At 65.0% G+C, this 12,768-nt stretch carries 13 protein-coding genes and 1 pseudogene; 8 read left to right on the plus strand and 6 right to left on the minus strand.

The window, feature by feature from the left end:
- Positions 1-3: 3 nt before the first annotated feature.
- Genes AzCIB_RS11415 through AzCIB_RS11425 form a run of 3 tightly spaced genes read right to left on the minus strand, consistent with a single transcriptional unit; the run spans position 4 to position 3,726 of the window.
- Positions 4-1,404 carry an FAD-binding oxidoreductase gene (locus tag AzCIB_RS11415; RefSeq protein ID WP_050416012.1) on the minus strand — a complete coding sequence of 467 codons (1,401 nt, stop codon included), beginning with the start codon at positions 1,402-1,404 and terminating at the stop codon, positions 4-6.
- Complete coding sequence (locus AzCIB_RS11420; protein ID WP_050416013.1) at positions 1,401-2,210, minus strand: shikimate dehydrogenase family protein; 810 nt, start codon at positions 2,208-2,210, stop codon at positions 1,401-1,403. Before AzCIB_RS11420 ends, AzCIB_RS11415 begins: the two co-directional genes overlap by 4 nt.
- Positions 2,211-2,214: 4 nt before the next feature.
- Positions 2,215-3,726, minus strand: a complete 1,512-nt coding sequence (locus AzCIB_RS11425) for an aldehyde dehydrogenase family protein (RefSeq protein WP_232299421.1) — start codon at positions 3,724-3,726, stop codon at positions 2,215-2,217.
- A 307-nt stretch (positions 3,727-4,033) separates the two neighbouring features.
- Here AzCIB_RS11425 and AzCIB_RS11430 point away from each other — a divergent pair, with 307 nt between their 5' ends.
- Both AzCIB_RS11430 and AzCIB_RS11435 read left to right on the plus strand, forming a co-directional pair.
- The gene (locus AzCIB_RS11430; protein ID WP_050416015.1) at positions 4,034-4,471 is read left to right on the plus strand and encodes a pyridoxamine 5'-phosphate oxidase family protein; all 438 of its coding nucleotides are present in this window, start codon (positions 4,034-4,036) and stop codon (positions 4,469-4,471) included.
- A 135-nt stretch (positions 4,472-4,606) separates the two neighbouring features.
- Positions 4,607-5,788 carry an FAD-dependent oxidoreductase gene (locus AzCIB_RS11435; protein ID WP_050416016.1) on the plus strand — a complete coding sequence of 394 codons (1,182 nt, stop codon included), beginning with the start codon at positions 4,607-4,609 and terminating at the stop codon, positions 5,786-5,788.
- A gap of 52 nt (positions 5,789-5,840) precedes the next feature.
- Here AzCIB_RS11435 and AzCIB_RS11440 read toward each other — a convergent pair whose 3' ends face one another.
- Positions 5,841-6,887: a methyltransferase domain-containing protein gene (locus tag AzCIB_RS11440; protein WP_050416017.1), complete on the minus strand. Its 1,047-nt coding sequence runs from the start codon at positions 6,885-6,887 to the stop codon at positions 5,841-5,843.
- A 50-nt stretch (positions 6,888-6,937) separates the two neighbouring features.
- Complete coding sequence (gene arsS, locus AzCIB_RS11445) at positions 6,938-7,936, minus strand: arsenosugar biosynthesis radical SAM (seleno)protein ArsS (RefSeq protein ID WP_050416018.1); 999 nt, start codon at positions 7,934-7,936, stop codon at positions 6,938-6,940.
- 158 nt (positions 7,937-8,094) lie between these two features.
- Between arsS and AzCIB_RS24210 the strand changes: the two are divergent.
- A pseudogene (locus AzCIB_RS24210) lies at positions 8,095-8,226 on the plus strand (SulP family inorganic anion transporter); the annotation flags it as partial.
- Between the two features lie 171 nt (positions 8,227-8,397).
- Here AzCIB_RS24210 and AzCIB_RS24215 read toward each other — a convergent pair.
- A complete protein-coding gene (locus AzCIB_RS24215; RefSeq protein WP_050416020.1) occupies positions 8,398-8,619 on the minus strand; it encodes a hypothetical protein in 222 nt (73 codons plus the stop codon).
- Here AzCIB_RS24215 and AzCIB_RS23805 point away from each other — a divergent pair.
- The 5 genes from AzCIB_RS23805 (at position 8,618) to AzCIB_RS11485 (ending at position 12,673) form a co-directional block, all read left to right on the plus strand.
- On the plus strand, positions 8,618-9,874 hold the full coding sequence (locus AzCIB_RS23805) for a multiheme c-type cytochrome (protein ID WP_083446976.1): 1,257 nt from the start codon (positions 8,618-8,620) through the stop codon (positions 9,872-9,874). The two genes, AzCIB_RS24215 and AzCIB_RS23805, sit on opposite strands and share 2 nt — an antisense overlap.
- A gap of 362 nt (positions 9,875-10,236) precedes the next feature.
- Positions 10,237-10,890 (plus strand): cytochrome c peroxidase, encoded by a 654-nt coding sequence (locus AzCIB_RS11470; RefSeq protein ID WP_050416023.1) that lies wholly within the window; start codon positions 10,237-10,239, stop codon positions 10,888-10,890.
- The gene (locus AzCIB_RS11475; RefSeq protein ID WP_198149672.1) at positions 10,857-11,675 is read left to right on the plus strand and encodes a DUF6969 family protein; all 819 of its coding nucleotides are present in this window, start codon (positions 10,857-10,859) and stop codon (positions 11,673-11,675) included. Before AzCIB_RS11470 ends, AzCIB_RS11475 begins: the two co-directional genes overlap by 34 nt.
- Before the next feature lie 195 nt (positions 11,676-11,870).
- Positions 11,871-12,488: a sigma-70 family RNA polymerase sigma factor gene (locus AzCIB_RS11480; protein ID WP_050416024.1), complete on the plus strand. Its 618-nt coding sequence runs from the start codon at positions 11,871-11,873 to the stop codon at positions 12,486-12,488.
- Entirely contained in the window at positions 12,482-12,673 is a 192-nt protein-coding gene (locus AzCIB_RS11485; protein WP_050416025.1) for an anti-sigma factor family protein, read from the plus strand. Before AzCIB_RS11480 ends, AzCIB_RS11485 begins: the two co-directional genes overlap by 7 nt.
- Positions 12,674-12,768: the final 95 nt, after the last annotated feature.

Raw genomic sequence — 12,768 nt, forward strand, 5'->3', positions numbered from 1 at the left:
TCATCACCCGGTGACAATTGTTTGAGGAAGCACCTTGCCCGGATTCATCAACCCGGCCGGGTCGAGGGCAAGCTTGATGCGCCGGGCCAGCTCGAGCTCCGGAGCCGACCGACAGCGGTGTAACTCATCGACCCGGTACTGGCCGATTCCGTGTTCGGCTGAGATGCTTCCGCCATGGGCGACGACAAGGTCATGGACGAGGCAATTCAGGGCCTGACTGTCGGCGTCAGGCGGAATGATCACGTTGTAGTGGATATTGCCGTCACCGGCGTGGCCGAATGCGTTGATGCGCGCCTGCGGAAACGCTTTCATCACGGCCTCGTCGGCAACTCGCAGAAAGGCCGGAATGAGGGCGATCGGAACCGACACGTCGTGCTTGATCGAACGCCCCTCGCGCGCTTCCGCCTCGGTGATCGATTCGCGAAGGTGCCATAGCTCACGCTCTTGTTTTTCGGACTCGGCGATCACTCCGTCGCTCGCCGCGCCTCGCTCAAGCACGTCAGCCAACATCTCCTCCACTGCATCTCGGAGCGACGGCAGCGAGGAACTGGCCTCCAGCAACACATACCACGGGGCCGGGGCCAGGGGCGTCGTCAGTCCGACGTGGCGTGCAACGAGCTCGAGTGCGGGACCTGACATCAGCTCGAACGCATTCAGCGTCTCGCCGATCGCCTGACGTGCCAGACGCAGGACCGCCAGCGCATCGTCCGCGGACGGCACGGCCAGCAGCGCCGTCACCCGCTGCCGCGACTTCGGCGCAAGCTGCAGCACCGCCGCGGTAATGATGCCCAGCGTGCCTTCGGTACCAATGAACAGCTGCTTCCAGTCGTACCCCGCATTGTCCTTGCGCAACTGTCGCAAGCCGCTGACGATCGAGCCGTCGGCCGTCACCACCTCCAGCCCGAGCACCCGCCCGCGCGCCATGCCATAGCGCAACACATTGGTGCCCCCGGCATTGGTCGACAGGATGCCGCCGACGCGTGCCGAACCCTCGGCCGCAAGGGTAATCGGTAACAGCAGACCCGCGTCGGCAGCCGCCTCCTGGGCGACCTGCAGGATGCAACCGGCTTCGACTTCCATCGTCTCGCCGATGACGTCAAGGCTGCGAATCGCCGACATGCGTGACAGTGACAGGATCACCTGCTCACCGCTGGCGTCAGGCGTCGCCCCGCCCGAAAGACCGGTGTTACCGCCATGCGGAACGATCGGCACACCGGCCGCCACGCACAGTCGCACCACCGCCGCAACCTCCGCCGTGCAGCGCGGCAACACCGCACACCGTGCCCTGCCCTTGAACATGCCTCGCCAATCAGTGCAGAACGGCGCCAGATCGGCCTCGTCGGTGATGACGCCACGCTCGCCGACGATGCGGCGCAATGCTTCAATCGAGAAGTCTTCCATCATGCCCCCACCGCCTCGGCTATCCCCATGAATGCAGCCATCAGCTCGATCTGGCACGCGAGCATTGGCGCACCGTAGTGAATGCGGCAGCCCTGCCGTTTGGCGGCCAGCAGCAATGGCGTGTCGGCCGGCTGCATGATGATTTCCGCGACGATCTGATTCGCTTCCAGGCGTTGCGCGTCGCACGGCAACGCATCCCCCGGGCGCAGCCCCAGCGAGGTTCCATTGACGACGATGTCATGACCTGACGGATCGTCCGTCCCGACGGCAAGGGGCAGGAGCGGGTAGGCCGCAGCGAGACGGTCGACGAGGTCGATGGCCTTTGCAGTCGTGCGGTTGGCGACGGTCAGCCGTGCCACACCGGCCTTCGCCAGCGCAAACGCGATCGCGTTGGCCGCCCCGCCGGCGCCGGCGAGATACGCGCTGCGTCCCTCGGGGTCGATTCCCTCCCGCCGCAACCCGGCGATGAAGCCTTCACCGTCGAGCATTTCGCCAATCAGGTGACCGTCCGGACTTCTCCGTACCACGTTGACCGCGCCAATTCGCGCCGCAGCCGGTGACACCTCGTCGCACAGCGCCACCATCGCGGTCTTGTGCGGCACGGTCACAACGAAGCCGTCCAGGTTGTTCATGCCCCGCAGGCCGGCCACCACCGACGCAAGCTCCCCGGCGGTAACATGAATCGGCACCATCACGCTATCGACCCCGCGCGCCTGCAGCAGACGGTTGATCCCCTGAGGGGTTTTCACGTGATGGATCGGGTCGGCAAGAATGGCGCAGATTCGCGTCGTTCCAGTAATCTCGTTCATGGATTCACGCCAGCGTGTAGGTTGTTTTCACCGAGGTATAGAACTCGCGTGCGTAACTGCCCTGCTCACGCGGCCCGTAGCTCGAACCTTTGCGACCGCCAAACGGGGCGTGGTAGTCGACGCCGGCCGTGGGCAAATTCACCATCACCATCCCCGCCGTCGATCGCCGCTTGAAATCCGTCGCATGCTTCAACGAGGTCGTGCAGATGCCCGATGACAGGCCAAACACGGTGTCGTTGGCGACCGCCACGGCTTCTTCATAATCCTTGACACGGATGACGCTCGCGACGGGGCCGAACACCTCCTCGCGGTTGATGCGCATCGAATTCTCCGTATCGGTGATCAGCGCCGGCGCCAGGTAATGGCCAGCGGTCGCGCGCTGCAGCAGATCGCCGCCGAACACCACTCTCCCACCGTCAGACCGTGCGCTCTCGATGTAGGACAGATCCTGATCGAGCTGATCCTGCGAGACGACCGGCCCAATGTCGGTGCCGGGCTTCAAGGCGTCATCAATCTTGAGCGCCGACAGCTTCTCGACCATCGCAGCGATGAAGCGGTCGTGGATGCCGTCCTCGACGATCAAGCGACTCGAACCCGTGCAGCGCTGACCGGTCGAGTAAAACGAGCCGTTGATCGCGACCGACACCGCCACATCGAGGTCGGCATCGTCGAGGATGACCAGCGGATTCTTTCCGCCCATCTCGAGTTGCACTTTCGCTCCCCGCTCCATGCAGTCCAACCCGATACGTCGCCCCGTGCCTGTCGACCCGGTAAAGGTCACGGCGCGAACCTTTGGCGACTTCACCATCGCGTTCCCGACTTGGGAGCCGGCTCCCATCACCAGGTTGAACACACCGGGAGGTAGATTGCCTGCACGCGCGATGATCTCGGCCAGCGCCCACGCGCTGCCAGGCACCAGATCGGCGGGTTTAAACACCACCGAGTTGCCATAAGCCAGGGCCGGCGCGATCTTCCATGCCGGGATCGCAATGGGGAAGTTCCACGGCGTAATGATGCCGATGACACCTTCCGGCTCACGGTGGACGTCCACGTCCACCCCCGCGCGGATTGCCGGCAAGCGCTCCCCGCCGAGGCGCAGTGCCTCGCCCGAGAAGAACTTGAACACTCGACCCGCACGCGTCACTTCTCCGATGCCCTCGGGCAAAGTTTTTCCTTCCTCGCGCGACAGCAGTCGGCCAAGCTCCTCGCGCCGCGCCAGCAACTCCGTGCCGATACGGTCCATCGCATCGGCACGCTCTTCCGCAGTGCTGCGCTGCCACGTTTGCTGCGCGTCGAATGCCGCATCGATCGCATGCCGCGCCTGCGCCTCGTCTGCCCGCGCGTATTCACCAACCAAGTCGTCCAGATTCGAGGGATTGATGTTGCGGTTGATCGCAACACCCTCCACCCATTCGCCGCCGATAAAGTTCTTGAACACCGACCTCTCCTTTCGTCGATCCTGTGAATCACATGGCTCTCCGGAGGCTCCAGCATTCAAGCCCAAGCCTTCAGCCACTCACTTTTGTAGCGCTTCCAAAACAACGATGATCAGAATTTATATAAGTACCAAGACAATGTAAACCGTTTTTTGAAGCGCTTCATTTTTGTAATGTCGGCTCAATGCGATTCAACGTCCCAGTCGTGTCATCACGTCGACCGCTACCGCCGATGCGCCACCTGCTGGAATCGAGGAGTCTGCTGCTCAGGTACGGCGCGCTCGTTGACGCCGCGCTGATCGCCACACCGCCCTCGACCGAGAACTGCGAGGGCAAGCGTTACGTGATGGTGACGCAAAGCACGAAGGGCGCCACCTGGGCTCGCGCATGGGAAGCCGCGATGCGTATGCCCGTGGCGATCAGGACGTCGTGGAAGACCCCGTGCTCGGACCGCACGAGATCGCCTTCATCGAAGCGCGCGACAGCTTCTACCTGGGGACGGTGAGCGAAACCGGATGGCCTTACGTCCAGCATCGCGGCGGGCCGACGGGTTTCCTCAAGGTGCTCGACCCGCGCACGATCGGGTTCGCCGACTTCAGCGGGAACCGGCAGTACGTCTCGGCGGGCAATCTGGCCGGCGACAATCGTGTCAGTCTGTTCCTGATGGACTATCCGCACCAGACGCGCCTGAAGATCCTGGGGCGGGCGCGGGTCGTCGACGAGGATAGCGAACCGGAATTGCTCGCACGCCTCGACAACCCGCATTACCGCGCACACGTCGAGCGCGGGATCGTGATCCGCAGTCGCACGAGCCGTCCGACATAGTGCTGCAACTTCTCCACTTCGATCTCCTCGAACAAGGCGACCGCGCTGTCCGTTCCCACTCGCTCGGGCTGGGGCCGCGGTCATCGCTCCTACCGATTTGTCGTTTGCCGGCCACGCACCCTTACAGCGCACCTCATGCAAAACACCGAGAAAGGCACGCCCACCGAAATCGTCCTCGTCGGGGGCGGGCACAGCCATGTCGAGGTGATCCGCCGCTTCGGACTGCGGCCCTTGCCGGCGGCGCGGCTCACGGTAATCTGCACGGATGCGCAAACGCCCTACTCCGGCATGCTTCCAGGCTATGTCGCGGGCCACTACGAAGCCGATGACATTCATATCGACCTGCCCCGCCTCGCCGACTGGGCAGGTGTCCGTTTCGTGCAGGACGAGGTCGTGGGCATCGACCGCCAAGCGCGCACCGTGCGCTGTGCGTCCGGGCTGGAAATGCGCTACGACTATCTCTCGCTCAACATCGGCTCCGCCCCGCGCATGGGTGACGTGGCAGCGGCCGATTCGCCGGCCGTGCCAGTGAAGCCGATCCGCAACTTTCGCAGGCGCTGGCTGGACTTGTTGCAGCGCGTATGCACGCACCGCGAGCCGAGCACGACGATCGCGGTGGTCGGCGCCGGTGCGGGCGGGGTCGAGCTGCTGCTGGCGATGCAGCACCGCCTGCGCAGGGAGATTCGCGCGAGCGGCCGTCAGCCCGATCAGCTGCGCTTCCACCTGTTCACCAGCAGCGCGCAGATCCTGCCGACGCACGCTGCGCGCGTCCGTGAGCGCTTCATGAGCGCGCTCGCCGAGCGCGGCGTCATGCTCCACCTCGGGGTCAAAGTCGGCCACGTACGCGGCGGGCACATCGAAACCCGCAATGGCGTGAGCGTCGATGCGGACGAGATCGTGTGGGTGACCCAGGCCGGGGGCGCGCCCTGGCTGCGCGATACCGGTCTGGCGCTCGATCCGGATGGCTTCGTCCAGGTCGATGACAACTTGCGCACCGTCTCCGACGAACGCATCTTCGCGGCTGGCGACGTTGCGAGCCTGGTAAGCCGGCCGCTCGCGAAGGCCGGCGTGTTCGCCGTCCGCCAGGGCCCGATCCTGGCGGAGAACCTGCGGCGTGCGGCCCTCGGTCAAGCGCTCCTGCGCTATCGCCCGCAGCGCCGCTGGCTGGCACTGATCACGACCGGGGAACGTTACGCGGTGGCCTCATGGGGGCCGCTCGGCGTCGCCGGCCACTGGGTGTGGCGGTGGAAGGACGCCATCGACCGGCGCTTCATGGCGCGGTATCGGGAATTGCCGGCACGGCGGGCGAGCGCCTGAGAATACATCCGTTCGCGCCGAGCCCGTCGCTTCAGGCCATCGCGGATGCCTCTCAGCAGCATGCGCCCCCCGCACCCGCCATGGTTTCCCGGTCGAAGGGGATCTGGCTGCCACAGCCTTCGAACAGCCCATAGTGCCGCTCGACGCTGCCGATGAAGTCGAAATGCTCGCGGAAACGCGACTCGGCGAGCATGCGCCAACTGTTGCCGCACACGGGAAAGACGCGCCCGGCCTCGATGTCGTGGTGCTTGTCGAGGCGGAAGCGCTGCGCCATCGTCGGCACCGTGCCGCGATAGATCACCGCTTGCCCGTAGTCCTCGCACTGCGGTTCGAGCCCGTCGAGCTTGAACAGGCGGTAAGTGGCCGAGTGGAAGCCGATGCCGGCCGCCCGCTCGGCGAGCGCGGGATCGGTGATCGCAATTGGCCGGTCCTCGACCAGACGCGGATCGCCGAAGCCATGGCGCTTGGCGAGCGCGATGAAGTCGCCCCAGTAGAGGGCGCCGCCGAGGCATTCGCCGTAGAGCAGCGGATCATTGCGCACCTGCGCCGGCACGCGGCGGTCGGCGTAGATGTCCGAGAAGTAGAACTCGCCGCCGGGTTTCAGCAGGCGGAACACTTCCCTCAGCACCGCGTCCTTGTCCGGCGAGAGATTCACGACGCAGTTCGAGACCACCACGTCGAAGCTCGCCTCGGGCAGCCCCAGTTCGTCGAGTTGTTCGATGTAGCCGAGCTTGAAATCCACGTTGTCGCGCGCATGTCCGAAGGCTTCGCGATGATGGTCCCGGTGCCGCAGGGCGACTTCCAACTGCGCCTCGGTCATGTCCACGCCCACGACCTGCCCGTTCTCGCCGACCAGTTGCGACAGCACATACACATCCCGCCCCGTACCGCAGCCGAAATCCAGCACACGGCAGCCGTCGAGCAGCGGCGGACATACCAGCCCGCAGCCGTAGTAGCGCGACAGCACCTCGGGGTGCACGCGAGCGAGCAGCGGCTTGAGCCACGCCGGCATCTGGCTCGCGTCGCAGCACGCCGTGGTACGCAAGTCTTCGCTCGATTGCAGTGCCTTGCCGTAATAGTCCTTCACGATGTCATGCATGACGCATCACTCCGAAGTGTCGAAATCGTTCGGATCCTGCAGGGTGGCCGTCAGGCCGCGCACTTCGCCGCTTCGGTTTCGCCGTCCGCGAGCGCGCCGCCGCAGCTCGACCCCTGCCCTGCCGTGCAGCCATAGCAATGGTCCGCGACGCGAATCGCACTGCCGGCCAGCATCGCAGCGGCCGCGTCACGGATGTGGAGCTGCGGGAGGGCCTCGCTCGCGATCGGCATGTCGAGCTGCTGGTTGAAGTCGCAGTCGTAGAGATAGCCCTGCCAGTCGACGCTGACGAGGCTGCGGCACATCACCGCCGCGAGGTTGTCGTCACGGTGCGCCTCGCGCAGCGTGTGCATGTAATCGTGGAACTGACCCTTCGAGACCAGCATGCTGCCGAAGCGCTTGATCGGCATGTTCGCGAGCGTGAAGAGCTGGTTGAAGCGGATGCCGAACTCGGCGCCGAGGTGCTCGCGATAGGCGCCCTCCAGCCTCGTCTGCGGCGGCGGCAGCACCGGCCCCTGCGGGTTATAGACGAGGTTCAACAGCAGTCCGCTGCCGACGGAGCCGTAACCCAGCGCGTTGAGCTTTTGCAGGCCGCGGATACTCGCGCCGAAAACGCCCTTTCCGCGCTGCCGGTCGACGTTGTCCTCGAGATAGCACGGCAGCGAAGCGGCGATCTCCACCCCCATCTCGGCGAGGAAGCGCGCCAGATCCTCGTAACCCGGCTCTTCGAGGATGGTCAGGTTGCAGCGGTCGATCACCCGCAGGCCGCGTGCACGCGCCGCCTTCACCAGCCGCGGGAAGTTCGCGTTCATCTCGGGCGCGCCGCCCGTCAGATCGAGCGTCCGCACTGCCGGGCTCGCGTCGAGGAAGTCGATCACCGCATTGGCCGTCTCTTTGGTCATCTCCTCGCTACGATTCGGCCCGGCATTCACGTGGCAATGCACGCAGCTCTGGTTGCAGCGGTAACCGAGATTCACCTGCAGCGTCTCGATCGTCCCGCGCCGGATGCGCGGGAAGTCGGTGGCGGCGAGCAGCGGAAAGGTGGGGTGCATTCGAGGTGCTCCTGACGCAGTCGTTCTGTCGTTAATGGTGAATAGTCGGCTTGGTGGGTCGATCCTTACAACCGCAAGTATCGATTTTTTGTCGGGACAAGCGTGGCGAGGCAAAACGAGACGAAGAAACAGCAGATGCCGTTCGCCCTGAGCCGACAATGAAATCCCTTCGACAGGACCTGTTCTCCAACGTCCGCAACGACCTGCTGGCTGGCCTCGTCGTCGCGCTGGCGCTGATTCCGGAGGCCATCGCCTTCTCCATCATCGCCGGCGTCGGTCCGAAAGTGGGCCGCGAGGGCGGACGTGCCGCCGATGTGCCTTCGGTGCCGAAGAGTGAGCCGGCGACGGCGGGAACGCTCCCGCTTGTAAGGATTCGAGGTCGTACCGCGACCAAGCAGAGGGAGCACATGCTGCATCCCGAATAACGGACCGCCGCCGTTCCAATCATCAGACAGAGAGGCTTACCCGATGAAAATGCTATCCCGCAAGACCGTTTCCCTCGGACTGGCTGCCTTGGCTTCCGCCGCGCTGGCACTCCCGGTTGCCGCAGCAAACCCTTGTGCGGCGAGTCCATGCGCCGCGAAGACGATGAACCCTTGTGCAGCCAAGAACCCCTGCGCAACGAATCCCTGCGCAACAAACCCCTGCGCAACAAACCCCTGCGCGGCAAGGTAATCGGCCATGGCGATCGGGAACGGGGGCGCTCGGGGGTTGCTCGTTGGATTCACGCTCGCGTTGACCGCCTGCGGTCCCGATCTCCGCTCGCCTCCCGTTCCGTCGCCAGCCGATCATGAATCGTTTCTGGATCGGCACTGGCAACGCCCCCTCGCCCCCCAGGGAAGCGCGCCCGCTGCCTTCAGCCCGCAAGAGGCCTCACTCGACCCGGCCGCTTGCGGCCAGTGCCACCCGCAGCAGTTCGCCGACTGGCAGACCACCTTGCACAGCAAGGCGATGGGCCAGGGTCTCGTCGGCCAGTTGCAGGAGATGGACGCGGACGCCGTCGAGGAACATCAAGCCTGTCTGCGCTGCCACGCCCCGCTCGCCGAGCAGGCCGCCGACCTGCAGCAAAGTCTTTCCGGCGCCTCCGATACGCCCTCTGCGCGGCCTGACGGCGCTGCCTTCACGCACGGCCTCAGCTGCGCCGGCTGTCATGTGCGCGAGCACCGTCGCCTGGGTCCGCCGCGGCGCGACGGCAGCGCTCCGGCGGCGGGCGACACCCTGCCCCACGGCGGCTGGCAGGTTGCCCCGGCCTTTACGGACTCGCGCTTTTGCGCCACCTGCCACCAGTTCGAGTCCGACGGCTACAGCCTCAATGGCAAGCTGCTCGAGAACACCTACGAGGAATGGCGGGCAAGCCGCCACGGCCGCGACAACCAGACCTGCCAGTCCTGCCACATGCCCGACCGGCGCCACCTTTGGCGCGGCATCCACGACCCGGAAATGGTGAGATCGGGCCTGACGATCGAATTTTCGCAGCCCGCCACCGACACCAGACACGTGCGGGCCGAACTCACGATCACCAGCCACGGCATCGGCCACGCCTTCCCGACCTACATCACGCCGCAAGTGATCGTCGACATCGGCCAGGCCGGTCCGGATGGTGCTTTCCTGCCGCAGACGGTGGAACGCCATCTGATCGCCCGCGACGTGAGCCTGGACCTTACCGAGGAACGCTCCGACACCCGCATCCTGCCCGACGAAATGCGCCGCTACGTGTACGAACAGCCGATTGCAGCCGGCGCGGCCGAGCTCGTCGCCCGCATCCGCGTCGAGCCCGACGCCTTCTACGCCGAGTTCTACCGCGCGACGCTGCGCGATGCGGGCTACACCAAGGGGCGTGCGGCGATCCGCGAGGCCCTGCGGCAGGCCGAACGCTCCGGCTACGTGCTGTACGAGTCGCGCCGGAATCTGATCGCTGCGGACCTGCCCAGCCGATGAAAGGGGTAGAGGATGGTCGCCAAGCCGTCTACCACCAGTCGGCTCCCCCGCTGCCGACCAGTTCCAGCACGAAATCGTGCAGGCGCACGAGGTCTCGCACGTCGTCGGTTCCCAAGCAGCGGCATCGGTGCGAGTGCGAGCGCCACCATGAGCACGAACCAAGATCCGCCGGTATTTTCGAGCCCGCTCTACATCATTAGTCGCCGCGCCGGGTTCGCCCTTACTGCGCCCGCCCCGCCCGATAAAAATTCCTGCCGGCCGTGTAAGGAAGCTGCTCCCTGCTACGACGAACACGCATGACCTGTCGCTCACCGGATGGGTCGTGGGGCAAAAAACACCAACTTCACACGGAGGGACATCCCATGAAACACGCTTTGAAGAGTCGTACCGTCACCACGATGATTTCTGCCGGACTGCTGAGCGCCACGCTGGGCATGCCGCTCGCGGCCTTCGCACAGGCCAACCCCTGCGCAGCGGGCACGCACACTTCGCGTGCCGCCAACCCCTGCGCCGCGAACCCGTGTGCGGCGAAGAACCCGTGCGCGGCCAAAAATCCCTGCGCAGCCAAGGCCATCCAGCGGCCCACCGGCTACAAGCCCTACAAGGGCGATCGTGCGGAGCTCGTGGCAGCTGGCAAGAAGCTCTTCTCCGATGCCAGCCTGTCGACAAACAACTCCTCATGCGCCACCTGCCACACCGGCTACGCCGCCTACAAGCAGAGCTTCGCGCAACCCTTCCCGCACAAGGTCGAGATGGCTGACGGCATGTACGGGATGAAGCAGATTCACCTCGATGAAATGGTGCAACTCTGCCTCGTCACGCCCATGGCCGGAAAACCCCTGAACTGGCAGTCCAGGGAGCTTGCGGCGCTGGTCGCCTATATGGAAGAGGAGCAGAAGGGCTTCAAGGCCAATCTCGCGAAGAACCCTTGCGCGGCAAAGAACCCGTGCGCGGCCCGGAACCCCTGCGCCGCGAAGAATCCATGCGCCGCAAAGAATCCATGCGCGGCGAAGTGAGCACGGCCGACACCGCCGGGAACCCGACCGCCCCCTTCCCTGACGAAGGGGCGGTCGAACTTCTGACCGCCCCGGACCTTGCCGACTACCTGCCCAAACTCGAGAACCTCGACCGCGAGACCCGCCGCGCGCTGTTGCAGGCCGGACGGGAGGTGCTCGAGTGCCGCCGCGTCCTGAGCAAGGTCGGGCTCAACGTGGTCGGCGAGGTGCTGCGCGACCAGGGCGAGTTCGTCGAGATGGAGCACTATCCGCGCGACGATGTGTTCGACGCGGAGACCCACGCGCAGTACTACTACCACGCCCATCGCGGCGAGCTCGAACATGGGCATTTCCACACCTTCCTGCGCGCCGCAGGCATGCCCGACGGCGTCTGCCCCCTGCCCTTTGCGCGCGCCACCGAAGCATGGTCGGCCGGCAATGAGGCGATCAGCCATCTCATCGCGATCTCGATGGATGCTTGGGGCGAACCCATCGGGCTGTTTGCGTGCAACCGCTGGGTCACCGGCGAGACCTGGTACCCGGCCGAAGACGTGATCGGCATGCTGGACCGCTTCGTGATCGACCACGCCTGGCCGTCGTGGCCGACCAACCGCTGGATCAGCGCGATGCTGCGCCTCTATCGTCCATGGATCGAGGGGCTGCTATGGCATCGCGATGCGGTGATTGCCGCCCACCCCAACGCACGTCCGGACGACGACGTCTTCGAGAACCGTACGCTCGAAATAACCGGCCTTCTTCCGATTTCCGTCGATCGCCTCCTCGCAGCTCTCGCGGAATCCATCTGAAACTCCGCGCACGCGTAAGGTTTCGCGCCCCCGAAGCGACGAATCCGGGAGGAGGCCACAAAATGAACTTCAGGCATATGATCGGCAGGTGGATCAACCCTCTCCTGCAGCCCGGTTCTGGCGCGCACGGCCACGAGTTGCTCGCGAGTCTGCTGGTGATGGCTTGGAAAAAATAGGCGGGACGAGGAGCGAGCAATGACGAACGGAAGTGCTGAAGCGACCAGGATCCTGTGGGACGACCCGTCGATCGTGGCAATCCGGCGTGACATGCTGCGCTTTGCCCAACTGCAGCTGCGCGATGCGGGTGCCGCCGAGGACATGGTCCAGGAAGCACTGATCGCAGCCATGGACAGCGCCAAGAGCTTTGCCGGGCGGTCGGCCTTCAAGACCTGGATGTTCGGCATCCTGCGCCACAAGATCGTCGACCACCTCCGCGCCTCCTCGCGCGAAATCTGCGGCACGGATCTGGTCGCACAGGCCGATCCGCAGGCGGAGCTGAAGAATTTCGACGCGCTCTTCGACCAGCGCGGATTCTGGAACCCCGACGATCGCCCCGCCACCTGGACCGATCCCGACGCTTCCTTCTCGCAAAAGCAATTCTGGGAGATCTTCGATGCCTGCCTCGATCACCTGCCGGACCAGATTGCGCGCGTGTACATGATGCGGGAGTTCCTCGACTTCGAGACAGCGGAAATCTGCCAGCAGCTGGGCATCACCAACGGCAACTGCTGGGTCATCCTGCACCGCGCACGCCTGGGGCTGCGCGAGTGCCTCGAAAATAACTGGTTCCAAGGGGAGGCAATCCAATGCTGAACTGCAAGGAGGTCACCCGCCTCATGTCGGAAGGGTACGAACGGAAGCTCACGCTCGGCGAGCGGCTTTCACTGAAGATGCACACGATGATGTGCATCGGCTGCACCAATTACGGCAAGCACATGGACTTTCTCCGCAAGGCGGCCAGGAGACTGCGCGAGGGAGGCGCTGGCGGCGAACGCTAAACCCCGCGGCGCTCTCGCGGAGCTGCACGAGGGGATTCCCGCTGAACCCTGTCGGACATAGACAGCGGACGATCACACTTGGCAGCGCCGACCCG

Origin of the sequence: Azoarcus sp. CIB (assembly GCF_001190925.1) — a bacterium.
GTDB lineage: Bacteria > Pseudomonadota > Gammaproteobacteria > Burkholderiales > Rhodocyclaceae > Aromatoleum.